The following is a 25830-nucleotide window of genomic DNA, read 5'->3' on the forward strand; positions in this document are numbered from 1 at the left end:
AACATGCGCTCTTCGTTCTCAAAGCTACCGTTAACCGGCGTTAAGGTTGTCGATTTTGGCCAGTATATTGCAGGCCCCGCCGTCGCCATGTTGCTGGGGGATCTGGGCGCGACTGTCGTTCACATTGATCCGCCGGGTGGTCCGATGTGGGATAGCCCGGCCAATGCGACGCTTAACCGGAACAAGATCATTGTTAACCTTGATCTAAAGACCAAGGACGGGCTGCAAAAGGCGCTCGAACTTTGTGCGGAAGCGGACATCGTGGTTGAAAACTTCCGCCCCGGAAAACTGGCGGCGTTGGGTGTCGACTTCGCGGAGATGCGGAAGACGCGGCCCGAGCTTATTACAATCTCATTGCCCGGTTTTGCCTCTAATGACGAACAGCGGCGCGAATTACGCGCATATGAAAGCATCGTGGCGGCCTCTTCTGGCGTTTTCACCGATATGGGGCTGAACCGCGTGTTGATGGGGCTGAACCCTTCGTTTTCGCCGCTGCCTTTGGCTTCGGCGTACGCGTCACAAATCGCGGCTTCGGCGACCGTTCTGGCGCTTCAGTCCCGACAGGTAACCGGTTTGGGCGACCAGATCGAGGTACCGCTGGCCGCCGCCGTGATGGAGGGGCTTTGCTACAACTCGATCAAGGTCGAGAACATGCCAGAACGCTATCTGACACAGCGCGAGGTCGAGATCGAACGGCGCCGTGCCGAAGGCCTGCCAATGAACATCAGTTACGAGGATCTGCAAGAGCTTCTTGATCCGTTCTTCCGCAGCTACATGTGCAAGGACGGGCGCATGTTCTACGTGGTCTGCCCCTCTCACAAAAACCACGCGCGGCGATGCCTCGAAATCCTCGGCATCTACGAAGAAATGGTCGAAGAGGGCCTGACGTCCGAAGAAGACACTTATAAGCCCTACAGCGAATGGGCTTCTGATACCTCTTTGGGTGTCTATCCGATGCCAAAGTTCTGGGCGGATAAGCTTTCGGCACGCATGAAAGAGGTCTTTATGACCCGGACCTCTCATGAGTGGAAGAAGATGTTCGGGCGTGGTGGCGTGCCGGGTGCGCCGCAGCGATGGCTTCAGGAATGGGTGCACGACGAGTATGCGGAAAACTCGGGCCTGATGATTGACGCCTGGGATCCCGAATATGGCGAGATGACCCAGCCCGGACCAATCGTCTGGATGGAGGAGAGTGGCGAAGAGGCCTTGAACCCATCCCCCCGCCGTTGGGTAGAGTTCAACGAGGCGCTTGGTATCCTGAAGAAAATCCGCACCGAAATACCTGATCCCGTGGATGACCCCGAAGAGGGTTGGTTGTCCGGGGTCCGCGTGTTGGATCTGTGTAACGTTATTGCCGGGCCGCATTCCGCCAGTTACCTGGCCCGGTTTGGCGCCGAGGTGATTAAACTGGACCCGGCGCAGCCGCTTTATGACAGTTGGAACACGGTGGTTTACGGGCTGTCGCAAATGCGAGGCAAACGTTCGATTCTGGCCGATATGAAATCGCATCACGGTCGCAAGGTATTCGAAGACCTCGTGAAAACTGTGGACGTTATCATCTGGAATGCGCCTGACAACCAGATCAAGAAGATGGGCTTGGACAGGGACAGCCTGCACAAGCTCAATCCCGATGCGATCTTCTGCAAGCTGGACTGTTTCTCGGGTGTGCGCCGGGGCGTGCGAACCGACTATATCGGCTATGACGATTTGGTGCAGGCCGCAACCGGGATCATGTTGCGTTTCGGCGGGGCGATGGACCGACCCGAAGAGCACGCGCATGTTGGCACCATAGATGTCATGTGCGGATTTGGTGGGGCGTTGTCAGTCGCCGCGGCCTTGTATCAGAAATACCGTCATGGCCGGATCGGGCGTGGACGAACGTCTTTGTCTGCCAACAGCGGTCTGCTTCAGGTGCCGTTCTGTTACGACTACAAGGGCAGGGGGCTTTTCGACGAACCATCCGGTCCAGAAGCTAATGGCTTCGACGAACTGTCCCGTTTCTATTGGACGGCGTCCGGCACCTATATTCTTCTTAGCGCTTACCCTTCCGATCTACCGCGCTTCCGTCAGGTCGAAGGGCTGGAAACGCTTGTTGAACTTCCTGAAGGGTCCCGGGCCGGGTATCTGTCCGCCATGTTCCAGACCCAGCCTGCTTCCGAATGGATTAGGCGTCTGCGCGCCGCGGACATTGGGGTCACCATTTGCGAGAACATCGAGGCGCTTCGCGCTGAAAATACCCGCGACGCCGATGGTCTGCCCGGGACGGAGAATGGGAGTTACTCTTTCTCCACCTACCCGGACCACCCAAGCGGGCACGAGATTACCCAATTGGACCCCTATGCGGTGCGCGCGACCCGCGGCAAGGTCTTTGCAGTCGAACCGTCCGAGAAGTTTGGCAGTTCGACGCGCGCCATTCTTAAGGAAGTTGGCTACGCCGATCAGGCCATTGATGCGATGCTAAAGGCCGGCGACATCAGCGAAAGCTGGAGCGAGGAGTATTTGCCAAGCTGATACGTGCCGATGTACCGAAATCGGATGTCACCCCTGACGGCAGCCATACAAAGATTTGTGGTTCACCGTGCAGGGCGCCGTTTCTCAACGAATGCTCGTGCACCTTCTAAACTGTCAGCGGTATCGATGATCTCGCGCAGCTTCTGGTCGTTCAGATCCCAATTTTCGATCATTCGAATTGCTGAGTCTGCAAGCTCTAGGCTCGTGGCGACTGACATCGGGGCGTTTTCAGCGATGCTGGCAGCCAGACTTAGCGCCCGCTCCATGACTTTGGCCTGTGGGACGATCTCGTTCAGCAAGCCCAACTCCATTGCGGTGGCCGCATTGAAGGGTTTTCCAGTCAGCAAAATTTCATTTGCGCGCACGCGTGGAATACGTTGCGCCAGACGCATCGCGCCACCAGCGCCAGCGATCAGCCCCAACTTGGCCTCGGGCAGGCCAAACTTGGCATCAGTTGCGGCGACGACCAAATCGCAGGCCAGCATGAATTCGAAACCACCTGCCAATGCGGCCCCTTCAACGGCCGCGATCACGGGCTTGGTACGCCTGCGTTTCACGAAGCCGCCAAAGCCAAATTCACCGAAAAGGATGCGCTCTGCATCACCATCGGCGAAGGCTTTGAGGTCCATGCCCGCGCAAAACATGCCGCCAGCACCCGTTAGGATGGCGACGCGAATGGCGTCATCGCTTTCGATGCGATCAAAGGCGTCGCGCATTCCTTCGCAAACGTCGTGATTGATTGCGTTACGTTGATTGGGACGGTTTATTGTAACCTTGGCGATGCTGTCCTCTACCTCCAGCAAAACGGCATCAGTCATTACACATCTCCCTAAGATTACGACGGATAATTTTTCCAGTGGTGGTGGTTGGCATAGTGTCAAGAAAGCGAACTTCACGCGGGTATTCGTAGGCGGCAAGGCGCTCTTTAACGTGGGCGGCGATTTCTTTGGCCAAAGCTTCGCTGGCACTGAAGCTGTCGGCCAATTGAACAAAGGCCACCACGATTTCCCCGCGTAACGCATCGGGTTTTCCGACAACCCCGGCCATTTGAACAGCGGGGTGCGTAAGAAGACAATCTTCGATCTCTGCGGGACCGATACGATATCCGCCAGAACTGATGATGTCGTCGTCACGCCCGACAAAGCGGATCCGACCAGTTTCGGTCATCATGCCGGTATCGCCGGTCAGCAGCCACTGTTCGCCGTCAATCGTCACGAATTTTTCGGCGGTTGCCTTTGGGTTCTTCCAATACTCAAGAAACATAACCGGATCCGGTGCGCGCACTGCAATCGGGCCTTCGTTGTTGCCTTCGGCAAGGACTCGCACCTCATGGCCCGGCACAGCGAATCCCATCACCCCCGGTTCGGCAGGGGCAAGTTCCGCACAGGAAGACACGATCATGTTGCATTCGGTCTGGCCGTAGAACTCGTTGATCGTGGTCCCAAAGACCTTCTCTCCCCAACTGATCAGTTCCGCCCCTAACGTTTCGCCCCCGGATGCGATAGAACGAAGTTCGATTTCGGGAGGGGTCTCGACCTGGCGCATGATTTTCAACGCGGTCGGAGGCAGGAAGGCGTTGCGGACCTTGTGCTTTTTCATCAGCTCAAACGCAGCGAGACCGTCGAACTTCGCAAAGCGATGGGCAACAACAGCAACGCCGTGGTGAAGCGCGGGCATCAGAACATCCAAGAGCCCGCCGATCCACGCCCAATCAGCAGGGGTCCAGATGCGGTCTCCGGGTTGCGGGAAGTAATTGTGGGACATTTCGACCCCCGGTAAATGGCCCAACAAAACCCGATGGGCATGCAGCGCCCCTTTGGGGTTTCCGGTGGTGCCGGAGGTGTAAATCAGAAAGGCGGGATCATCTGCGGCTGTATCAACCGGGTCGAATTGATCCGACGCAGCTGCCAAAGCACTGTGCAAGTCGGTCGCTTCTTCCGTTGAAGCATCAACTGAAAACACCACCTCAAGGTCGGGAAGTTCCGAACGAATACCGTTGATGACCGAGGCGCTTTGCGCATCGGTAATCAAGACGCGTGCACCGGAATCGCGCAGTCGGTGCATCAGCGCCTCTGGCCCGAACAAGGTGAAGAGCGGAAGTGAAATGGCACCCATTTTCAAAATGGCGATATGAGAAGCCGCTGTTTCAAGACGTTGAGGCAAAAGAACCGCGATCCGATCGCCTTGTTTGGCATGGCCTGACAAGACATTGGCTATCTTGTTGCTGAGAGCCTTGAGCGCGGCAAATGAAGTTACCGTTTCACCCACGATGATCGCAGGGGCATCGGGGGTGTTCAAAGCAATCCGGTCGCAGACATCGACACCGATATTATAACGCTTCGGAATGTCCCACCTGAAGGCGTCACGCGTCTCTTCGATGGTAGCTCTGCGTTTCAACATGGTAGATTCCTCCTCATTCCACCAAGTGAACAAGCGTTCATTTAATCGACTTTATTCATACATTTTATCAAGAGCTTGAATAGCCCTGATATTAAATCCTTAGCGCGAAATTAGCCTTTCGTTCTTCGGCACTCTGTGAATACCATACTCGGACCATGGCCTTCACATTACGTCAGCTTCAGTATTTCGTCGCCGTTGCGGAGAAGGGATCTGTAAGTCGAGCATCTCAATCTCTGGCAATCTCTCAGTCCGCAGTGACTGAAGCGATCAAGTTTCTTGAAGAAGATCTTGGGGTAAAACTTTTCGTCAGGCACTCTCGTGGTCTCAGTATCACCCACAAGGGGCATCAGTTCCTGAGGCATGCGACCTCGATCCTTTCGGGTGTTTCCGAAGCTCGAAGATCGCTGGAAACCAAAGAGCAAGAGATTCAGGGCAACCTTCATCTGGGCGTCACCTCGCTGATGGCGGGCTACGTAATGTCCGACCTCTTGGCTCGGTTTCGGCGCGCCAATCCCGATGTGGAAGTTTCGGCCATCGAGGACAATGGCGAGTACCTAGAGCACCTTTTGATTGGCGGTGAGCTGGATGTGGCCGTGATGGTGATCTCGGATCAACTGGACCGGCTGGCGCTTCATGTCGAGATTCTGGACGTTTCGCCCTATAGGCTTTGGCTGCCGATCAGCCACGATCTTGCTAGGAAAGACAGTATCAGCGTTGAAGATATTTCTGCTGACTCCCTAATCGCGCTCGACATTGATGAGATGGGTGAAAACGCCACCAAGTTTCTATCTGCACTAGGCATACGGCCAAAGGTGGCGTTTCGTACAAGGTCGGTGGAAGCGGTGCGCAGCCTTGTGGCGACAGGTGCGGGAATCGCACTGCTGCCAGACTTGGTTTACCGGCCTTGGTCATTGGAAGGGGACCGGATTGAGTCTCGTGATATTTCGGGTGCATTGCCGTCTGTACAGCTTGGATTGGTTTGGCGGAAGGGCTCCCCGCTTTCTTCCGCTGCCCGGGACTTTGTCGAAATAGTGCAGGGAATTCATAGCACTTAGGCCGATTGGGGCTCTCATATCGGTTTTTCCGATATCACTTTTCTGATAATTGAATTTGCGAATTCTCGCGTTTCGCAACATGCTTTGCTCAATGCCGGGCCGTCAGAGCCCAATGACTACGTCAACATTCGGGGAGAAAAGCATGAGTAAATTCCTTAAGTCCTGTACGGCGATCACCTGTGCCGTAAGCATCGTCGGCCCAACACTGGCGGCGGACATGGTCACCGAGATCGGCCCCGGTGAAGGCCAGGTGAATATTGTGGCATGGCCGGGCTATATCGAACGCGGCGAAACCGTCGAGTCCTTCGACTGGGTGACCAAATTCGAAGAAGCCACCGGATGTATGGTTAACGTCAAGACCGCCAACACCAGTGACGAAATGGTTGCCCTGATGAACGAAGGCGGCTTTGACCTTGTGACTGCATCGGGCGATGCCTCGTTGCGCATGATCGCAGGCAAGCGCGTTCAGCCGGTCAACATCGACCTGATCCCGAGCTGGTCCACGGTGGACGATCGCCTCAAAGAGGCGCCCTGGCATTATGTGAACGACACGCATTACGGCACGCCCTACATGTGGGGTCCAAACGTGCTGATGTATTCGACCGATGCATTTGCCGAAGCTCCCACCAGCTGGTCGGTCGTATTTGAAGAAACCACTCTCTCGGACGGCAAGTCCAACAAGGGCCGCGTTCAGGCCTATGATGGTCCGATCCACATCGCGGACGCGGCCAACTACCTGATGTATCACCAGCCTGAGCTTGGCATCACCTCGCCCTACGAGTTGAACCAGGATCAGTACAACGCAGCGCTGGACCTGCTGCGTGGCCAGCGTGAACTGGTGTCGCGCTACTGGCATGATGCATTCATCCAGATCGACGACTTCAAAAACGAAGGTATGGCAGCATCCGGTTCGTGGCCGTTTCAGGTGAACCTGCTTCAGGGCGACGGTGCCAATGTCGCTTCGGTCATCCCCCAAGAAGGTGCGACCGGCTGGGCGGATACCACCATGATGCATGCAGAGGCCGAGAACCCGAACTGTTCCTACATGTGGATGGAGCACACGCTGGCGTCGAACCTGCAATCGGACCTGTCGGTCTGGTTCGGTGCGAACCCGGCGGTTCCAGCCGCGTGTACCGATGGTCGTGGCATGCAGACTGCTGAAGGCTGCACCAAGAACGGTCTGGACGACTTCGAAAAAATCAAGTTTTGGCAGACGCCGGTCTCCAAGTGCGAAAGTCAGGGAACCTGTGTGCCCTACTATCGCTGGGTGTCTGATTACATTGGCGTAATCGGCGGCCGGTAACCCACTCTCTGTCAAAAAACTGCTGGCCACCAATTTTTAGTGGTGGCCAGCAAACCAAACGGAATTCCCATGACATCAGCTGTCGTTTTTAAAGGCGTTTCACGCCACTTCGGATCTGTTCGCGCTGTGGACAATGTCGATATCAGCATCGCAGAAGGAGAGTTTTTTGCCATGCTGGGCCCGTCGGGCTCTGGCAAAACAACCTGCCTGCGCTTGATTGCCGGGTTCGAGCAACCGACTGCCGGTGAAATCTCGATCTTCGGGCAATCCGCTCAGGGCGTGCCCCCCTACAAGCGCCACGTAAACACCGTGTTTCAGGACTATGCGCTCTTCCCGCATCTCAACGTATTGGACAACGTTGCCTATGGGCTGATGATTTCCGGTGTTTCGAAACGGGATCGGCATCAGGCGGCTGAAGAGGCCTTGGAGCTAGTCGCTCTGACCGGATATGGCGCTCGCAAACCCTCAGAGCTTTCCGGGGGCCAACGGCAGCGGGTGGCCCTTGCCCGTGCGCTGGTGAACAAACCCAAAGTTCTGCTTTTGGACGAACCTCTTGGCGCGCTTGATCTGAAGCTGCGCGAACAAATGCAAGAAGAACTCAAGGCGCTGCAGCGCAAGCTGGGGATCACCTTCGTCTTTGTTACGCACGACCAAGGTGAAGCCTTGTCGATGGCGGACCGGGTTGCGGTGTTCAATGAGGGTAAGATCGTTCAGGTCGGCAAACCCGAAGACATTTACTATCGCCCAGAAGTCCCCTTCGTCGCGGATTTCGTCGGGTCTTCTAATGTAATTCCTCCACATGTCACCGAGAAAGTGACCGGCACGAGGGCGACAGCATCTGTGCGCCCCGAAGCGGTCAAACTTGGCGACAGTGGGTTACCCGCCACAGTGCGGGCGACCAGCTTCCTCGGCACCTCCACCCGAGTTTCGCTAGAACTTGAGGGCGTCCAAATGGTTGCCCTTCTGGCGAAAGGGCAGAACATTCCCGAAGTTGGCGAACACACGCATGTTTCCTGGGGTGAGGATGATATCCACCTGATGGAGACGGCGGATGAGTGACGCCATTCTCGATACGGGTCGCAATGGGATCATGGCCAGGATTTCCGACACTTTGTGGCGGAACCCCCGGCTGACGGTCCTGTTATTGCTGGCTCCTCCAGCGCTTTGGCTAGGCGTCGTCTACCTTGGGTCGCTTTTTGCCCTTCTCGCCCAAAGCTTCTTTTCGATTGATGAGTTCTCGGGGCTCATCATCTACGAGTTTACTCTCAAGACCTACGCAGAGCTGTTCACGCCGGCGAATTTCGACATCATCGTTCGTACCGTCATGATGGCATCAGCCGTGACGATCGCGGCGGCGATTGTCAGCTTTCCAATCGCCTATTACGCAGCGCGCTATGCCAGAGGGAAATGGAAGGCCATCTTCTATCTTGGCGTCATGCTGCCTTTGTGGTCGAGCTACCTTGTGAAGGTCTATAGCTGGAAGCTTATCCTTGCGAAGGAAGGCATCCTGAACTGGTTGTTCGAGACCTTGCATCTTAGCTGGTTGCTGGACGCCTATCTGTCGATCCCGATCATTGGCGGCAACTCGCTGTCGGTGAGCTGGACCGGAACGTTCCTTGTATTCCTGTACGTCTGGCTGCCCTTCATGATCCTGCCGATCCAGGCCGCGCTCGAGCGTGTCCCGCGCTCGATGTTGGAAGCTTCGGGCGATCTGGGCGCCACGCCGGGCCAAAGCTTCCGGTTCGTGCTGCTGCCGCTGGCGTTGCCGGGGGTGATTGCCGGATCAATCTTCACATTCTCGCTGACCTTGGGTGACTACATCATCCCTCAGATCGTCGGCTCCTCGCGCCGGTTCATCGGTCAGGCTGTCTATGCCTACCAAGGGACGGCCGGAAACATTCCTCTGGCTGCCGCCTTCGCGGTGGTGCCGATTGTAATCATGGGCGTCTATCTGTGGGCCGCCAAACGAAAAGGGGCATTCGATGCACTCTGATCGCGCTTCGACCGGCTTGAAAATCGCCGCGGGTCTGGGCCTTGCCTTCATGCACCTGCCCATCCTGTTGATCTTCGTCTATGCCTTCACAACTGAGGACAAATCCTATCAGTGGCCGCCCCCCGGTTTGACCCTGAAGTGGTTTGCAGTCACTTGGAACCGTCCCGACGTCTGGGAGGCGTTAACGCTTTCGGCCAAGGTTGCGTCCATTTCAACCGTGATCGCCCTTGTGCTGGGTACACTTTGCGCCGCAGCGGTTAGCCGGACGAAGTTCTTCGGGCGTGAGACGATATCGCTTCTGGTGATCCTGCCCATCGCGCTTCCGGGCATTGTGACCGGTATTTCGCTGCGCTCGGCCTTCAATCTGGCGGATATTCCGTTCAGCTTCTGGACCATCGTTTTGGGGCACGCAACGTTCTGTATTGTCGTGGTCTACAACAATGCTGTGGCCCGTTTCCGTCGCACGTCGGGTTCGCTTGTCGAGGCGTCGATGGATCTTGGCGCCAACAGTTTCCAGACGTTCCGCTACGTGATCCTGCCGAACATCGCGACCGCGCTTTTGGCCGGTGGGATGCTGGCCTTCGCACTGAGCTTTGACGAGGTGATCGTCACCACATTTACCGCTGGTCAACAGCAAACGCTGCCGATCTGGATGCTGGAAGAACTGGTGCGCCCGCGTCAGCGACCGGTGACCAACGTCGTGGCCATGGTGGTGGTCATCGTTACATTCCTGCCGATCCTCGGCGCCTACTATCTCACCCGCGGAACCGACACGGTTGCCGGTCAGGGAAAATAATAACAGGGAGAAAATCATGGAAATCAGCATGTTGATTGACGGGGCCTTTGAGGCAGGCACGGAAATGAGCGAAACCGTTCTGAACCCCAGAACCGGTGAAACGATCCTGAAGATGCCCGAGGCAAGCCCCGAACAGATCGACAGGGCCGTCGCTGCGGCGCGAACAGCATTCCCGACCTGGTCGCGCACAACTCCTGGCGAGCGGTCCGCAATCCTGCTGGCCGTAGCCGACGCAGTTGATGCCAATCTAGAAGAACTGGCCCAGCTCGAAGCCTTGAACTGCGGAAAGCCGATCAACGAAGTCCGCAACGAAGAGGTCCCCGCCGTCGCCGATTGCTTCCGCTATTTCGCGGGCGCAGTGCGCAACATGCATGGGCCGGTTGCTGGCGAATACATGGAAGGCCATACCTCGATGATCCGGCGCGACGCGATTGGCGTCGTCGCTTCGATCGCACCATGGAACTATCCCATGATGATGATGGCATGGAAACTAGCCCCGGCATTGGCCGGCGGTAATACCGTTGTTTTGAAACCGTCCGAACAAACTCCACTCACGGCACTCAAACTCGCGAAGATCATGAATGACATCCTGCCAAAGGGTGTTCTGAACGTGATCGTCGGTCAGGGCGCAAGCGTTGGCAACGCCCTGATCAACCACCCAGGCGTCGATATGATCTCGATTACCGGTGATATTGCCACCGGTAAGAAAGTCCTTGTCGCTGCCGCTAACTCTGTCAAACGCACGCACTTGGAGCTGGGCGGCAAGGCACCGGTCATCGTCCATGACGATGCGGACCTTGATCGCGTGGTCGAAGGGCTCAAGGCGTTTGGCTATTACAATGCGGGGCAAGACTGTACCGCTGCTTGCCGGATCTACGCGGGATCCAAGATTTATGACAATCTGGTCGCGGACCTGACATCTGCCGCGGCGTCGATCGTGTTTGACGACGCGGACGATACGGTCAACGAAATTCCACCTCTGATCAGCCAGCGTCAGCGCGACCGTGTGGCCAGCTTCGTTCAGCGCGCGTCCGAGCAAAGCCACATGGAAGTTACGACCGGTGGCGAATATCACAATGGTAACGGGTTTTATTTCAAACCCACCGTGATCGCAGGGGCCAAACAGCAGGACGAAATCGTGCAGCGCGAGGTCTTCGGACCAGTTGTTTCGGTCACCCGTTTCGATGCTGATGACGATGTGGTTGGCTGGGCCAACGATAGCCAATACGGCCTTGCTTCGTCGGTTTGGACCTCGGATATCGGCAAGGCGATGGAGACCTGCGCCCGCCTTCAGTACGGCTGTACTTGGGTCAACACGCACTTCATGTTGACCAATGAAATGCCGCACGGGGGCTTGAAGCAATCGGGCTATGGCAAAGACATGTCGATGTACGCGCTGGAAGATTATACCGCAGTGCGCCATGTGATGATCGCTCACTGATCAATCTGAAAATTTGTGGAAAAGGAACCAAATGCAACTTTGCGTTTGGTTCTTTTTTTGCCTGCAGAGAATTTGGGGCGCGAAAGTTGAGTTGCCGACCCAGATATTGTTCGCCAGACTTCCTTTGTAGAGGCGAGGGCTTTATAAGTCCTCGCCTGCTGTAAAGCTCAATAGCTAAGCGTTAGAACGCAAGCGAGACCATTGCCACTAGGCCCGCGTCGCTATCTGCGGAGCGCCGCCGTCGGTTTGCAAATAGCCTTCGAAGACATAATCCGATACGAAGTCGACCCCGAACTCGAACGATACCTCAGCTGCTGCAGTCGAGACCGAAACTGCCAAGGCAGCCGCCGCGACAAAACCGAGTTTGTTCATCTTTAGATCTAATTTCTTCTTCCCAATTTCGAACTGGATTACGAGGACGACGCTTCCATCGAGTGTATGGGGTTACGCCGGCGCCGTGATTGTTTGACCCGCGCAAACATATGCGCGGGACAAGAGTTTACTACCGTGCCACCTGCTCATCTCGTCGTTGGCGAACGATGGCTCGTTTTGAGGCGATAGATGCGGTGATGACACCGATCGCCACAAGCGCGATAATGATCGTCGACAGAGCGTTGATTTCTGGACTGACCCCCAATCGGACGGATGAGAAGATCTTGATTGGCAAGGTCGTCGCTGACGGGCCAGCGGTGAAGGATGCAATCACTAGGTCATCCAAAGACAGGGTGAAAGCCAACAGCCAACCAGAAATCACAGCCGGTGAAATGATCGGTAGGGTCACGGATTTGAAGGCATCCCAACCGGTACAGCCAAGATCCATCGCGGCCTCTTCCAGACTTTCATCAAAGGTCGCCATGCGCGATGAAACGACCACAGAGACATAGCACATCGAGAATGTGCCATGCGCCAACACGATGGTCATCACACCACGGTCCATACCGATCGCGATAAACAAGAGAAGCAGGGACAAGCCTGTGATCACTTCGGGCATCACCAATGGGGCGTAAATCATCCCCGAGAACAGCGTGCGCCCAAAGAAGCGCCCGGAGCGAACCAAAACAAAGGCCGCCATCGTTCCAAGGACCGTCGCGATTGTTGATGAAATGACGGCGACTTTTAAGGTCACCCAAGCCGCGTCGAGGAACGCCTCGTTTTGCATCAGCTCGCCGTACCACTTGGTCGAGAAGCCCGCCCAAACCGTAACCAACTTGGATTCGTTAAAGCTGTAGACGACCAAAATCACCATCGGGATGTATAGGAACGCAAACCCGAAGGTGAGGGAAACGACGTTAAACCATGATAGCTTTCTCACTTCGCGGCCTCCCGTTGCTTTTGTTGGTTCTGTTGAAACAGGACGATCGGAACAATCAGGATCATGAGAAGGATCACTGCGACTGCCGCCGCGACAGGCCAGTCACGGTTCGAGAAGAATTCCTCCCAAAGGACTTTGCCGATCATCAGAGTTTTCGATCCACCCAAGAGCGATGGGATAACGAATTCACCCAATGTTGGGATGAAGACTAGGAAGCTACCTGCGATTACGCCTGGTTTTGCCAGATGAATGGTGACTGACCAAAACGCCCCAATCCGTGTGCAGCCAAGATCCAGCGCAGCCTCAATCAAGGACTCGTCCAGCTTTTCAAGGCTGGAATAGATAGGTAGAACCATGAACGGCAAATAGGTGTAAACGATCCCGATGTAGACCGCCCAGTCGGTGTTTAGGATGACCAATGGTTCCGAGGTAATGCCAGTCCACATTAGGAACTGGTTCAAAAACCCTTCGTTCGACAAGATGCCGATCCATGCATAAACGCGGATCAGGAAGCTGGTCCAAAATGGCAAGATAACAAGCATCAACAAGCTTGTCCGCCACTCTGGTGGAGCGCTTGCCATGCCATAGGCGATCGGGAACCCAACAAGCAACGTAAGCAAGGTCGCAATCACCGCTATCTTGAGGCTTGAAAGATAGGCTTTCCAATACAAGTCGTCCTGCGTCAGGAAGACAAAGTTTTCAAAATCCCATCCAGCCCAAAGCTCTCTGATTCCTGCCCACCAGCCGTTGGTTGTATCCAGTGTCGGCGTGTAAGGGGGGATAGATATCGCGTAATCTGAAAGCGAGATTTTGAACACGATCAAAAACGGGACCAAGAATAGAACAAGCAGCCAAACGTATGGAATCCCAATAAGTGCTTTTCTCGAGAAATTCATATCGGCCTCCTAGGTTGGCAGGATGATCCCGGCTGTATCGGTCCATGACAGCCAGACGCTGTCTTCCCAAGTGAGGCCCCGGCGCGCAATCCGGCGACTGTTGGCGGTTTGTGCTTTAATCAAGCTGCCATTGTCGAGCCGCACATAATACGTGGACATGTTGCCAAGATAGGCGATGTCTTCGACGACACCTTGCACACAGTTATGAACGTCCACTGGTTTGTCTCGTGAAATGGCGATCTTTTCAGGGCGAATAGCGAAGGCGCCGGAAGACCCTTTCTGGATGCGTTCACCTGATACGCCCTTAATTGCTGGCTTGCCTTCGCTCCAAGAAAGCTCGGCAGCTTCCCCGGACACGTTGGAAACGCCGCCTTCGATTATATTTACGTCACCAATGAAGTCCGCGACATAGACCGAGTTTGGCGCCTCGTAGATGCGGTCGGGTGTATCGACCTGCACCAATTTACCATCATCCATAACTGCGATCCTGCTAGCCACTGTCATGGCTTCTTCCTGATCGTGCGTCACGATGACAAAAGTTGTTCCAGTTTTCTCTTGGATGTCCATCAACTCAAACTGCGTTTCCTGGCGCAGCTTTTTGTCCAATGCCCCAAGTGGTTCATCCAGCAACAACAGCTTCGGAGCCTTTGCGAGCGCGCGCGCCAAAGCGACACGTTGTTTTTGCCCGCCCGACAACTGATGTGGTTTGCGGCCTGCAAACTTTTGGAGCTTAACCAGGCGAAGCATTTCTTCGACCCGGCCCTGAATTTCAGATTTCGGCATGTCAGACCGTTTCAGGCCGAATGCCAAGTTATCGGCGACGGAAAGGTGTGGGAACAAAGCATAGGATTGGAACATCATGTTCACGGCCCGCTTGTTCGGGGGGATGCCCGCCATGTCTTCGCCGTCGATGGTGATAGAGCCCTTCGTGACAGTCTCGAAACCGCCAAGCATGCGCATCAAAGTTGTCTTGCCGCAGCCGGAAGGCCCTAAAAGCGCAAAGAACTCTCTCGGGTAGATCTTCAGATCGATGTTATCGATCGCAGTGAATGTCCCGTAGTTTTTCGTGACACCCTTGAATTCAATGAGTGGTTTAGCTGCAGGATCTTCCCACGGTGCAAATTGCGCATTGTTCATATTGGATTCCCCCAGCCGGTCGCGCCGGACCCGAAGGCCCGGCGCTGATAGACGTCGACGAGTTAGGTGCCGGACTTAATGGTGGTCCACAAACGGGTCACCGTCCGCTGTACGCGAGGCGGGTACGGCGTTGTGATGTACAGTTTGTTCAAAGTGTCTTCACTTGGGTAAACCGCCGGGTACTCAAGGATTTCATCATCAATGAATTCCTGTGCCGCTTCGTTACCGCTTGCGTACCAAACATAGTTCGTAGCGGCCGCAGCGTTTTCAGCATTCAGAATGAAGTTGATGAACTTATGCGCACCTTCTGGGTTCGGAGCATCGGCAGGGATCGCCAGCTGGTCGAACCACATTTGCGCGCCTTCATTCGGAATCGCATAGTCGATCTCGTGACCGTTCTCTGCTTCTGACGCCCGGAATTGTGCGAGGAAGACGTCGCCGGACCAGCCGACAGCAACGCAGATGTCACCATTGGCGAGCGCGTTGATATACTCAGAGCTGTGGAATTTCCGGATATACGGGCGAACCGCCTCAAAGACAGCTTCCGCTTTCGCGATCACTTCCGGATCATGGCTGTCGGGGTCTTCGCCGATGTAGTTCAGCGCGGCTGGGATCATCTCTGTCGGTGCATCAAGGAAATACACACCACATTCCGCGAGCTTTTCCATGTTGGCAGGATCAAACACTAGATCCCAGCTATCCAAGGGTGCGTCTTCGCCCAAAATTTCGGTAACTTTGCCGATGTTGAAGCCGATGCCAGTGGTGCCCCACATGTAGTTTACGGAATACTCGCCGCCCGGATCGTAGGGTTCTGTTCGTGCTTGAATGTCCGACCAGAGGTTGCCGTGGTTGGGCAGTTGCGAAATATCCAGCTTCTGGAACGCCCCGGCTTGAATCTGACGCTGCAGGAAGGTGGCCGAAGGAACGACAACGTCATAACCAGAGCCACCGGCGAGCAGTTTTGTTTCCAGAACTTCGTTGCTGTCGAAGACGTCATAGATGAGCTCAATGCCGGTCTCTTGTTCGAACTTTTCAAGCAAAGATTCGTCGATATAGTCGGACCAATTGTAAACGCGAACTTCTTCGGCGAATACGGCTGATGCAGAGGCAATAAGTGCGACTGCAGAGATTGTACCCAGTTTGTTCATTGTTTCCTCCTTGTATGGCAAATATTTTGATCAAAAGTTTGACAAGCACAAGTTTTTTCTGAAGTCTAAGGGGGAATAGGCTGTTACACCTGCGCAATTGATTGAAAAATGACCGAATCTAAGAAAATCCCAGAGCATCAGGCGATATACGAGAAGCTGCGTGATGCGATTCTTGTTGGGAAATTTGCCCCGGGCGAACCTCTTACGATTCAGGGTTTGGCCGAACGTTACGGTGCTGGAATGACGCCGGTTCGGGAATCGATTCGTAGATTAACCGCAGAGCATGCGCTTCAGACCTTGGGCAACCGTCGTGTGATTGTTCCAGAGCTAACGCGCCGTCAAATTGAAGATATCTATTTCCTTAGATTGACGATCGAACCCGAACTGGCATCTAAAGCAACAAAACTCATGTCAGAACATGACCTTAAGATGCTGGCGGCTGTGGATAAGGAAGTCGACCTTGCCATCGAGCGCGGGGATGTAGAAACATATCTTGAGCGCAATCGCGCTTTCCATTTCTCAATATACGACTGTGCTGATGCGCCCGTCTTATTGCGATGCGTACAGTCACTTTGGGTGCAAATTGGCCCCAGCCAACGGGTGGTGTGCGGTCGCTATGGGACGGCGAGCTTGCCAGATAAACACTCTGAACTGCTGAGTGCGTTTCGGGCCCAAGACCCGCGCGCAGCTGCAATCGCGATGCGTGAAGACCTGGAACAGGGAATGGATCTCATATGCCAGTCCTCGGCGGATTAATTTGATCAAATTTGAGGCGCCTAATGAAACGACCGAAGAAAACCAAAGAAAAAGACACGTGGCAATCAGAGCTTTCGGACACTGTGCAGGAGTTTCTTGAAGGGCGGCGGCTCGAAGAAATTGAATGCATCATCCCCGATTTGGCAGGCACGGCGCGCGGGAAGGCAATGCCATCCTACAAGTTCAAGCCGGAGGAGACGATTTTCCTTCCGATTTCGTTGTTCTACCAAACGATTTCAGGGGAATACGTGGATATGGACATCGAGAACCAATGGATGGAAACAGACATTGTTCTGGAGCCAGACATGTCCACTGCTACGGTAGTGCCCTGGGCAGATGATGTAACGCTTCAGATTATTTGCAACATGAAGCAACGGGATGGCACGGACCTCGAGGTCGCGCCACGTAACGTCCTGCGGCGGGTCTTGAAGCTTTACGAAGACGCGGGTCTCAAGCCGATTGTCGCTCCGGAATTGGAGTTCTACCTCACCAAGCCAAATATCGATCCCAATGAGGCGATCGAACCACCGATCGGACGTACTGGTCGCAAGGGCGCAAGCCGCCAGGTCTTTTCGATGTCAGCTGTTGATGAATATGGTCCTGTCATCGATACGATTTACGACTTCGCGGAACCTCAGGGCCTGAAGATCGACACCATCATTCAAGAAGGTGGTGCAGGTCAGATCGAAATCAACTTGCAGCATGGCGATCCATTGTCGTTGGCCGACCAAGTGTTTTTCTTCAAGCGCACCATTCGCGAAGCCGCATTCAAGAACGGAATTTTCGCGACCTTTATGGCCAAGCCTATCCGCGATGAACCGGGCAGCGCGATGCACATCCACCAATCTGTCGTAGATGCGAAGACCGGGAAAAACATTTTTTCCGACGAAGACGGAAACGCCAGCGAGGCGTTCTATCACTTCATTGGCGGGTCGCAAAAGTATCTGATGAACTGCGTGCCTCTGCTTGCGCCTTATGTGAACTCCTATCGTCGGATCACGAAAGAAGGGCAAAGCGCGCCGGCCAATCTGGAATGGGCTGCGGACAATCGTACAACCGGGCTGCGTGTCCCGCACTCTGGGCCAGAAGCCCGGCGGCTTGAAAACCGTGTCATTGGGATGGATTGCAATCCTTACATCGCCATCGCCACGTCGTTGGCATGCGGACTGTTGGGAATGCGAAACAAGATCGAGCCCCAAGAGCAAGCGATGAGCGAGGTTTGGGAAACAGAACTCAATCTGCCAGCAAGCCTGAACGCCGCGCTCGACCTTTTCCGCGACAATGATGAGATTCATGAATTGCTCGGACCAGAGTTCTGTAAACTCTACCATGACATCAAGCGTGCCGAGAACGAGGAATACCAACGCGAAATCTCGCCCTGGGAGAGACGGCATTTGCTGCTGAACGTCTAATGGATCTACTGGAAGCGAACGACAAGCCGGGGACTTATCCCCCGTCATTCTATGCGAGCAACATTCAAGAACTGACGGATGTAGAGGCTGTTAAAGGTGACGTGACATGTGATGTCTGCGTCATTGGTGGCGGGTTTACCGGCCTGTCGACGGCTCTGCATTTGGCTGAAAAAGGTTACAATGTCCGGCTACTGGAAGCGCAGCGTGTCGGCTTTGGCGCCTCTGGTCGCAACGGCGGTCAAGCCGGGCAGGGGCAGCGACTGGATCAAGACCAGTTAGAACACTTGATGGGACATGATCGTGCGCGCGACCTGTGGAAGATCGGGACGCAGGCGGTCGAATTGGTGCGTGAACTTTCCAAGTCAGATGAGGTCCATGCGGATTTTCATCCCGGGATTGCCCATGCTGATCACCGTCAAAGGTTTGTGTCCCACAGTCAGGCCTATGTAGAGAAATTGAATGAGGACTATGACTATCCTCATATTTCTTTCCTAAATAAAATCGAGATGCGAGAGCTTGTGAATTCGCCCGCCTATTATGGTGGAACATTTGACACGCGTTCGGGTCATATCGACCCTCTCCAATTCGCGCTTGGTTTGGCGCGATTAGCGCAGAAAGCCGGCGCAAAGCTGCATGAACGCAGCCGTGTTACCCAGATCATTCCGGGAAAACAGGTCTCGATCAAAACTGCAGATGCTGAAGTTAAGGCAAGCCATTTGGTGTTGGCCTGTAACGGCTATATCGGTGACCTGCACCGCGATGTCACACGCCGTGTCATGCCGATAAACAACTACATCGTTGCGACGGAACCGCTGACAGAAGCGCAGAAAAACAGTGTTCTTTCGCAGAACATTGCGGTGGCCGATACGAAATTTGTGGTCAACTATTTCCGCTTTAGCGATGACAACCGGATGCTGTTCGGCGGCACGGAAAGTTACGGCTATCGGTTCCCGAAAGACATCGCTGCGCAGGTCCGCAAGCCGATGGAAGAGATATTCCCGCAGCTTTCTGGCTTTGCGATCGATTATGCTTGGGGCGGTACTTTGGCTATCACAATGAACCGTTTGCCACATTTTCAAAGGTACGAAGGCAACATCCTGAGCATGTCCGGATTCTCTGGTCAGGGTGTCGCGCTTGGTACTCTGTCTGGACAACTCGCTGCCGAGGCAATCTCGGGTCAGGCAGAGCGTTTCGATATCATGGAACAAATCGAAACGCGCCAGTTTCCGGGTGGGCCGCTTTTGCGCCAGCCGCTACTGGTGCTTGCCATGCTTTGGTATTCTTTCCGCGACAAACTCTGAGGGCAAAATGGTTCAAGTCATCCCTGTAAATACCAACTCCGATCCTGTGGCGGACGAAATTTCCGCGACAAAGTTGATCTCTGGTGAAAAGGCAACGCAGTTATGGCACACGTTTTCCGACGCATCTGATCGCTTCCACGTGGGCCATTGGGGCAGCGAGGAATGCGAGATTGATGTCAGTTATTCTGAGAGCGAGCTATGCGTGATTGTTGAAGGTCGCGTTTCCCTGACGTCGAAAGACGGCGCGGTCGCTGAATTCAAAGCTGGCGACGCCTTCGTTATTCCATCGGGCTTTGAGGGCACTTGGAAATCGATTGGCACGGTCAAAAAGATCTACGCCAGCTTCGAGTAACTGAAACGAAAACGGGCACCCAATAATGTGGTGCCCGCTTGTTTTTGGTTTAACCGATCTTGATCCAGGTCGATTTCAGCTCGACGTATTTGTCGAGCGCATGAAGCGATTTATCCCGCCCAATACCTGACTGCTTATAGCCGCCAAAAGGTGTCGTCATGTCATCGCAATCATAGGCATTTACATAAACCATCCCTGCACGGATCTTGGCAGCCATCTTATGCGCCGTAGACAGGTCATCGGTCCAAACGGCAGATGCCAGACCATAGGGGCTGTCGTTTGCGACTTTGATCGCTTCCTCGGCGCTATCTACCGGGATCACCGAGACCATCGGGCCAAAGATCTCTTCCTGCGCGACGCGCATGTCATTGCGAACGTTGTTGAACACAGTCGGCTCGATATAGGAGCCGCCCGTTTCAACGCGGGCACGTTTGCCACCGCAGGCAATCTCTGCGCCATCTTCGTTTGCGATATCAACGAACCCCATGACGCGATCAGTGTGCCGGGCGTCAACCAAAGCACCCATAGATGTTGCGGGGTCCAATGGGTCACCAGGGACAAAGTTCTTGGCTTGGGCTTTCAGGACCTCAACCACTTCATCTTGAACAGAACGCTCGACGATGAGGCGGCTTGGGCAGGTGCACATTTCACCCTGATTGAACCAAGCTGAATTTGCCGAGGTGCGCGCTGCATGGGCCGTATCCCGATAGCTGGACAGGATGATGTTCGGGCTCTTCCCGCCAAGTTCCAGACCAATCTTCTTCAGGTTAGACTTGGCGGCATATTCCATGAAGAATTTTCCAACCATGGTGGAGCCGGTGAAGAACAGGCCGTCAACGTCCATATGAAGACCCAAGGCTCGGCCAACATCTGGCCCCAGCCCGGTCACAACGTTGAACACCCCTTCAGGAACGCCTGCTTCGAGCGCCAATTCAGCCAAACGAATGCCAGAAAGCGATGATTGTTCCGCAGGTTTCAGGATGACAGAGTTTCCCATCGCCAAAGCCGGCGCAACCTTCCACGCAGCCATAAGCATCGGGAAATTCCAAGGAACAACAGCGGCAACAACTCCCAAAGGTTCCTTAGTCACCATCGCGACATAGTCTTTGCCGGTCGGCGCGATCTCGCTGTAAATCTTATCCAAGGCTTCACCATAGTAGGTGAAACAGTTAGCAACGGCCCTGACATCAATCGACGTGCTGTCGCCAATCGGTTTGCCCATATCAAGCGTTTCAAGCAGTGCCAGTTCGTCACGGTGTTCGCGGATCAATTCGCCCAGACGGATCAAGACCAAGCGACGTTCGGTCGGCGATCTGTCTGCCCAACGGCCGTCTTCGAACGCTTTGCGGGCGGCGGACACCGCTGCATCTACGTCATCCTCACCCATTTTGGGGATGTTGGCCAAATGGCGGCCATCAATCGGACTGATGGATTCAAATGTTTCTCCGCTTAGCGCGGCGACCTGACGACCGTCTACGATCGCTTTCTCGGAAATGTTCAGGTCGCGGGCAGCAGAGTGCCAGTCGATATCAGCAATATCTCTCATCATTTCCTCGTGAATTCTTCTAAAGCGGATTTAAGCTTGTCTTCGGCTCTGAGGGCGATCATCGCCCGTCCTTCTAAAAGGACGCCGTCTTTAATGTCTTGCTTGAGTGCAAGGACCAGTGCGACGGCGTCCCGATCCGATAGGGCTGCCAAAATTGTTTTGTGATGGTCGACGAGATAAAACTTGCCTACGTCTGTGATCATTTCTCGATGGAAGGGACCTAACTGCAGCCATACGCTTTCAATGAGTGGCATTGCGCTGTGGTTCGGGTTTGCGCAGTAAAGTTTCCGGTGAAATGCTTGGTTGAGGCTGGTCAGGCGGTCATAGTCCAGATTTGGGATCGCCTTGTCCATTTCAAAGTCAATTTCGCTCATTTCTTCGATCAGAATATCGGAGACATAAGGTAACGCTCTTTCAGCGGCGTGGCTTTCCAAGGCGACGCGCGTTGCGACCAAGTCCTCAAAACGCCCAATCGTCATCTTGGGGATAATTAAGCGTCGGTTGTCCTTTAGTTCGACCGCAGATTCAGAATTCAAACGGCGCAATGCTTCGCGGATAGGTGTTGGGCTCAAATCCATCAGCTGGGCCAAGCCACGCATAGTGAGCGACGTTCCAGTTGGAATAGCGCCAACCATAATCGCGTTCCGCAGGCGTGCGTAAACGTATTCCTGACTGGTCAGGCCGCTCACATTTTCTAGTTCCGGAATGTTGAAACTCAATGGGCTTACTCGCTTGTCCGAAGTCCCAAGACATTACGTTTCAGTTTGACAGGTGTCAATAAAGGTGTCACAAAATCACAAATGATATCACTTTTTGGAAAAGGTATCTCAACCATGCCGGCGAACAAGCCCAAAGATTGGCTCAAAGCGAATCCAGATATTGATTGGGTGATCGTTGCGGTCTGCGATCTCAATGGGGTTCTGCGTGGGAAGCGGGTACCTCGCAATCAGGTCAGGAAGGCGCTCAAAGGCGGCGTTCGCATGCCTCTGTCTGCCTGCGCTGTTGATATTTGGGGCCGCGATATTGCGGAAAGTGAGCTGGTATTCGAAAGCGGTGATGCCGATGGCATCTGCGCTCCGACTGAGCGCGGTATCGTTCTGCGAAATTGGAAGCAGGACCCTTCAGCCTTGCTTCAAGTCACAATGGCTCATGAAGATGGCACGCCGGTTCAAGTGGACGCACGCCAAGCGCTGGCAACGGTTGTTTCCAGATTTGCTGAAGCGGGCCTTACTCTTGTCGTGGCGACGGAGCTTGAATTCTATCTGACCAAGTCCAAAGGCGGGACAGTCGTCCCGTCCGACGGAAACGGCAACACATCGCCTTCTGACAATGTGCTGTCAGTGAGTGAACTGGATAGCCTTACGCCCTTCTTGGACGACGTATACGCGGCCTGCGAAGCGCTGGATATCCCTGCCGATGCCGCCATATCGGAAGCAGGTGCCGGGCAAGTTGAAATCAATATACTGCACACTGACGACGCCATGAAAGCCGCGGATGACGCGCTGCAGTTCAAGAACATCGTCAAGGATGTAGCCGATAAACACGGGCTAACAGCCACCTTCATGGCAAAGCCATTCGGCGACCAGCCGGGGAACGGGTTCCACGTGCACTTTTCCCTGCTCGACAGTGCTGGCAAGAACGTCTTCGATGATGGGACGGAAGAGGGAAGCCAGATGCTGCGGCACGCGGTAGGTGGTATTTTATCTGCTATGCAGGAAAGCACGCTGATTTTCGCGCCGCATCTCAACAGCTTCCGGCGCATTCGTCCCGGGTCGCATGCGCCAACCGGCGCAGGATGGGGGTATGAAAACAGAACCTGCGCAGTGCGGATTCCGGGCGGGCCGAACGAGGCTCGGCGAATAGAGCATCGCGTCGCGGGCGCTGACACCAACCCGTATTTGGTTTTGGCCGCGATTTTTGGAGCAGCGTTTTACGGGATTACGCAGAAAACTGAACCCTCTGCACCTATTGAAGGCAACGCTTATGACGCATCACTGCCGTCTTTGCCGTTGGGGTGGAATTCAGCAATCGCTCGGTTTCAGAGCGGAGAAATCCTACCGACTATTTTCTCTCCGATGCTGCTGCGTTTATTTGCGCAGACCAAACAACAAGAACTGGGTCACTTCCTGTCCGAGGTGACCGAGCTAGAATACCAGACTTATTTGGAGACTGTTTGATGAGTGCCGTCATGCGCCACTACGCTGGTAATTGCGAACACACCACCAGCTATTATGCGGCTTCTGCCAACAAGCGGAAACTGCGCCCTGAATTGTTGGGGGATCATGCGTTTGATGTTTGTGTTGTGGGGGCAGGCTATTCTGGCCTATCGACCGCGTTGCATCTGGCGGAAAAGGGGTTTTCCGTTGCAGTCATCGAGGGTGCGAGGATTGGCTGGGGCGCCTCTGGCCGCAATGGCGGTCAGATCGTAAACGGTTTGAATGCCTCCTTGCAGACGATCAAACGTCGGTATGGCCAAGACACCGCAAACTTCGTTGCCGGTCTGGTGATGGAAGGTGGGGATATCATCCGCGAACGTGTCAGCACGTATGACATCCAGTGCGACCTTAAACCGACCAACCTGTTTACAGCCTATACACCCGCGCACATGCGGGAATTGGAAGAGCGGCTAAAGCTTTGGCAGGGCTACGGCATCAATACGCAAGAGATGGTTTCAGCAGAGCAAATCCGCGACCATGTCGGTACCGATGTCTATGCTGGTGGCATGATCGACCATGCAGGTGGGCATATGCATCCGTTGAACCTTGCTCTGGGTGAAGCTGACGCGATCGAGACCAACGGCGGAACCATTTTCGAAATGTCGATGGTCACGGATGTCGATTACAGTGGGCAGAAGCCCGTTGTGAAAACCTCAAAGGGATCGATCACCTGCAAGACATTGGTTCTGTGTGGGAACGCCTATCTTGGCAAAGTCGTCCCGGCTCTGACCTCTCGCGTGATGCCGGTTTCCACTCAAGTCATGGCGACCGAGCCGCTTTCGGATGATCTCGCCAAAAGGCTGTTGCCAACAGATACATGTGTTGAGGACATCCGGTTTATCCTCGACTACTTCCGCCTGTCTGCGGACAATCGAATGTTGTTTGGCGGTGGGACCGTCTACGGCGGCGCGGACCCGAAAGACATCGAGGCGAAACTTCGCAAGAACATGAACAAGGTTTTCCCTGAACTGGCGAAAGTGAAGGTGGAATACGCGTGGAGTGGGAATTTCGCCTTGTCCTTTAGCCGTGTGCCTCAAATGGGGCGTTTGAATAACAATACCTACTTTGCCCATGGTTATTCGGGGCATGGTGTCACCGGCTCGCATACATTTGGGCGGATCCTGTCCGAGGCGATTTCTGGCGATGCCGAACGGTTCGACGTTTTCGAAAACGTTCCTTGGATACCATTCCCAGGTGGCCGGATGTTCCGCGTGCCCTATTCCGTGATCGGATCTTGGTACTACGGCTTCAAAGACAAATTCGGATTATGAGGTCCCAATGAGCTCAACAGGTGATCAAGCATTTCTGAAGCAAGAAACCAAGGGCCGCTGGCAAGAGCTGACCTATGCCGGCGCCCTCAGCTTTCTACGCCGCAACTATTCACGTGATCTGACAGGTGTCGATGTTGCTGTAATGGGGGTCCCATTTGACAACGCCGTAACCTATCGCCCCGGTTGCCGGCTTGGTCCGCGCGCGGTTCGTGCCGCTTCGGTGCAGTTGGCTGAACTCAAGGCATTCCCATGGGGCTTTGATCCCTTTGATACATTGAGTGTCGTTGATTTTGGCGACGTGATGCTTGATCCGCACCATCCAGAAACAGTTCTGCCTGCGATCCAAAAGCAGGCAGCAGAAATTATTGCAGATGGTACTAAGCTTTTGACGATTGGGGGGGATCATTCGATCTCTTACCCATTGCTGAAGGCTCATGCCGAAAAGCACGGCCCGATCGCATTGATCCAAGTTGATGCGCATTGCGACACTTGGGAAGACGACGGGACGCGCCAAGACCATGGAACCATGTTTGCCCGCGCCGCAGCGGAGGGGGTCGTTGACGTATCCAAGTCCACGCAACTGGGCCTGCGGACGTACAACGACAGCGACCACGGCTTTGAAATCGTAACAAGCCCTTGGATCCACCGAAACGGAATCCATGCTGCCATCGATATCGCAAAAGAGCGTGCCGCTGGTGCGCCGGTCTATCTAAGTTTTGATATCGACGGACTGGACCCTGCCTTTGCCCCGGGTACAGGTACACCGGTTCCGGGTGGTCTGGCCTCTTGGCAAGGACTGGAAATCGTACGATCCCTTGGTGATCTGGACCTGATCGGGATGGATATAGTCGAAGTGTCCCCGCCCTATGATCACGCCGAAATCACGGCGCTGGCCGCTGCACATGTTGCACATGATTGGCTATGCGTCCTCGCAGCCCAATTGGGTGCCAAGCCAAATCCCATTGGTCGAGTTTAGAGACAATC

The 25830-nt window shown here is 54.6% G+C and carries 23 protein-coding genes; 14 read left to right on the plus strand and 9 right to left on the minus strand.

Annotation, left to right across the window (positions count from 1 at the left end; all coding sequences use genetic code 11):
- Positions 1 to 3: 3 nt before the first annotated feature.
- Positions 4 to 2511 (plus strand): CoA transferase, encoded by a 2508-nt coding sequence (locus CLM58_RS09280; RefSeq protein ID WP_095595673.1) that lies wholly within the window; start codon positions 4 to 6, stop codon positions 2509 to 2511.
- A gap of 62 nt (positions 2512 to 2573) precedes the next feature.
- Here CLM58_RS09280 and CLM58_RS09285 read toward each other — a convergent pair whose 3' ends face one another.
- Positions 2574 to 3329: a crotonase/enoyl-CoA hydratase family protein gene (locus tag CLM58_RS09285; protein WP_095595674.1), complete on the minus strand. Its 756-nt coding sequence runs from the start codon at positions 3327 to 3329 to the stop codon at positions 2574 to 2576.
- On the minus strand, positions 3322 to 4911 hold the full coding sequence (locus CLM58_RS09290; protein WP_095595675.1) for an AMP-binding protein: 1590 nt from the start codon (positions 4909 to 4911) through the stop codon (positions 3322 to 3324). Before CLM58_RS09290 ends, CLM58_RS09285 begins: the two co-directional genes overlap by 8 nt.
- Positions 4912 to 5066: 155 nt before the next feature.
- Here CLM58_RS09290 and CLM58_RS09295 point away from each other — a divergent pair, with 155 nt between their 5' ends.
- The 6 genes from CLM58_RS09295 (at position 5067) to CLM58_RS09320 (ending at position 11499) form a co-directional block, all read left to right on the plus strand.
- Entirely contained in the window at positions 5067 to 5966 is a 900-nt protein-coding gene (locus CLM58_RS09295) for a LysR family transcriptional regulator (protein WP_095595676.1), read from the plus strand.
- A gap of 142 nt (positions 5967 to 6108) precedes the next feature.
- Positions 6109 to 7269: an ABC transporter substrate-binding protein gene (locus CLM58_RS09300; RefSeq protein WP_095595677.1), complete on the plus strand. Its 1161-nt coding sequence runs from the start codon at positions 6109 to 6111 to the stop codon at positions 7267 to 7269.
- 69 nt (positions 7270 to 7338) lie between these two features.
- Positions 7339 to 8328 carry an ABC transporter ATP-binding protein gene (locus tag CLM58_RS09305; RefSeq protein ID WP_095595678.1) on the plus strand — a complete coding sequence of 330 codons (990 nt, stop codon included), beginning with the start codon at positions 7339 to 7341 and terminating at the stop codon, positions 8326 to 8328.
- Positions 8321 to 9262 (plus strand): ABC transporter permease, encoded by a 942-nt coding sequence (locus tag CLM58_RS09310; protein ID WP_095595679.1) that lies wholly within the window; start codon positions 8321 to 8323, stop codon positions 9260 to 9262. The genes CLM58_RS09305 and CLM58_RS09310 overlap by 8 nt, the downstream gene beginning before the upstream one ends.
- Entirely contained in the window at positions 9252 to 10058 is an 807-nt protein-coding gene (locus tag CLM58_RS09315) for an ABC transporter permease (RefSeq protein WP_095595680.1), read from the plus strand. The genes CLM58_RS09310 and CLM58_RS09315 overlap by 11 nt, the downstream gene beginning before the upstream one ends.
- Before the next feature lie 16 nt (positions 10059 to 10074).
- Complete coding sequence (locus CLM58_RS09320; protein ID WP_095595681.1) at positions 10075 to 11499, plus strand: gamma-aminobutyraldehyde dehydrogenase; 1425 nt, start codon at positions 10075 to 10077, stop codon at positions 11497 to 11499.
- Between the two features lie 207 nt (positions 11500 to 11706).
- On the opposite strand, the gene CLM58_RS17130 is transcribed toward CLM58_RS09320, so the two are convergent.
- The 5 genes from CLM58_RS17130 to CLM58_RS09340 form a co-directional block, all read right to left on the minus strand.
- Positions 11707 to 11871, minus strand: coding sequence for a hypothetical protein (locus tag CLM58_RS17130; RefSeq protein ID WP_158221888.1), 165 nt, complete (start codon positions 11869 to 11871; stop codon positions 11707 to 11709).
- A 130-nt stretch (positions 11872 to 12001) separates the two neighbouring features.
- Positions 12002 to 12811 carry an ABC transporter permease gene (locus CLM58_RS09325; protein ID WP_095595682.1) on the minus strand — a complete coding sequence of 270 codons (810 nt, stop codon included), beginning with the start codon at positions 12809 to 12811 and terminating at the stop codon, positions 12002 to 12004.
- The gene (locus CLM58_RS09330; protein WP_095595683.1) at positions 12808 to 13707 is read right to left on the minus strand and encodes an ABC transporter permease subunit; all 900 of its coding nucleotides are present in this window, start codon (positions 13705 to 13707) and stop codon (positions 12808 to 12810) included. Before CLM58_RS09330 ends, CLM58_RS09325 begins: the two co-directional genes overlap by 4 nt.
- 9 nt (positions 13708 to 13716) lie before the next feature.
- The gene (locus CLM58_RS09335) at positions 13717 to 14844 is read right to left on the minus strand and encodes an ABC transporter ATP-binding protein (protein ID WP_095595684.1); all 1128 of its coding nucleotides are present in this window, start codon (positions 14842 to 14844) and stop codon (positions 13717 to 13719) included.
- Between the two features lie 62 nt (positions 14845 to 14906).
- A complete protein-coding gene (locus tag CLM58_RS09340) occupies positions 14907 to 15992 on the minus strand; it encodes a polyamine ABC transporter substrate-binding protein (protein WP_095595685.1) in 1086 nt (361 codons plus the stop codon).
- A gap of 108 nt (positions 15993 to 16100) precedes the next feature.
- On the opposite strand from CLM58_RS09340, the gene CLM58_RS09345 reads away from it, so the two are divergent.
- Genes CLM58_RS09345 through CLM58_RS09360 form a run of 4 tightly spaced genes read left to right on the plus strand, consistent with a single transcriptional unit; the run spans position 16101 to position 19813 of the window.
- Positions 16101 to 16748: a GntR family transcriptional regulator gene (locus CLM58_RS09345; protein ID WP_095595686.1), complete on the plus strand. Its 648-nt coding sequence runs from the start codon at positions 16101 to 16103 to the stop codon at positions 16746 to 16748.
- A gap of 23 nt (positions 16749 to 16771) precedes the next feature.
- Positions 16772 to 18160: a glutamine synthetase family protein gene (locus CLM58_RS09350; protein WP_095595687.1), complete on the plus strand. Its 1389-nt coding sequence runs from the start codon at positions 16772 to 16774 to the stop codon at positions 18158 to 18160.
- Positions 18160 to 19461: an NAD(P)/FAD-dependent oxidoreductase gene (locus CLM58_RS09355; protein ID WP_095595688.1), complete on the plus strand. Its 1302-nt coding sequence runs from the start codon at positions 18160 to 18162 to the stop codon at positions 19459 to 19461. Before CLM58_RS09350 ends, CLM58_RS09355 begins: the two co-directional genes overlap by 1 nt.
- 7 nt (positions 19462 to 19468) lie before the next feature.
- Positions 19469 to 19813 (plus strand): cupin domain-containing protein, encoded by a 345-nt coding sequence (locus CLM58_RS09360; protein ID WP_095595689.1) that lies wholly within the window; start codon positions 19469 to 19471, stop codon positions 19811 to 19813.
- A gap of 49 nt (positions 19814 to 19862) precedes the next feature.
- Here CLM58_RS09360 and CLM58_RS09365 read toward each other — a convergent pair whose 3' ends face one another.
- A complete protein-coding gene (locus tag CLM58_RS09365; RefSeq protein ID WP_095595690.1) occupies positions 19863 to 21359 on the minus strand; it encodes an aldehyde dehydrogenase in 1497 nt (498 codons plus the stop codon).
- On the minus strand, positions 21359 to 22078 hold the full coding sequence (locus CLM58_RS09370; RefSeq protein ID WP_229666128.1) for a GntR family transcriptional regulator: 720 nt from the start codon (positions 22076 to 22078) through the stop codon (positions 21359 to 21361). Before CLM58_RS09370 ends, CLM58_RS09365 begins: the two co-directional genes overlap by 1 nt.
- Positions 22079 to 22159: 81 nt before the next feature.
- On the opposite strand from CLM58_RS09370, the gene CLM58_RS09375 reads away from it, so the two are divergent.
- Genes CLM58_RS09375 through speB form a run of 3 tightly spaced genes read left to right on the plus strand, consistent with a single transcriptional unit; the run spans position 22160 to position 25822 of the window.
- Positions 22160 to 23536 (plus strand): glutamine synthetase family protein, encoded by a 1377-nt coding sequence (locus CLM58_RS09375; RefSeq protein ID WP_233133066.1) that lies wholly within the window; start codon positions 22160 to 22162, stop codon positions 23534 to 23536.
- Positions 23536 to 24846 carry an NAD(P)/FAD-dependent oxidoreductase gene (locus CLM58_RS09380; RefSeq protein ID WP_229666126.1) on the plus strand — a complete coding sequence of 437 codons (1311 nt, stop codon included), beginning with the start codon at positions 23536 to 23538 and terminating at the stop codon, positions 24844 to 24846. The genes CLM58_RS09375 and CLM58_RS09380 overlap by 1 nt, the downstream gene beginning before the upstream one ends.
- 7 nt (positions 24847 to 24853) lie before the next feature.
- Positions 24854 to 25822 (plus strand): agmatinase, encoded by a 969-nt coding sequence (speB, locus tag CLM58_RS09385; RefSeq protein ID WP_095595692.1) that lies wholly within the window; start codon positions 24854 to 24856, stop codon positions 25820 to 25822.
- Positions 25823 to 25830 lie beyond the last annotated feature (8 nt).

The organism is Actibacterium pelagium (genome assembly GCF_002285415.1).
GTDB classification, from domain to species: domain Bacteria; phylum Pseudomonadota; class Alphaproteobacteria; order Rhodobacterales; family Rhodobacteraceae; genus Actibacterium_B; species Actibacterium_B pelagium.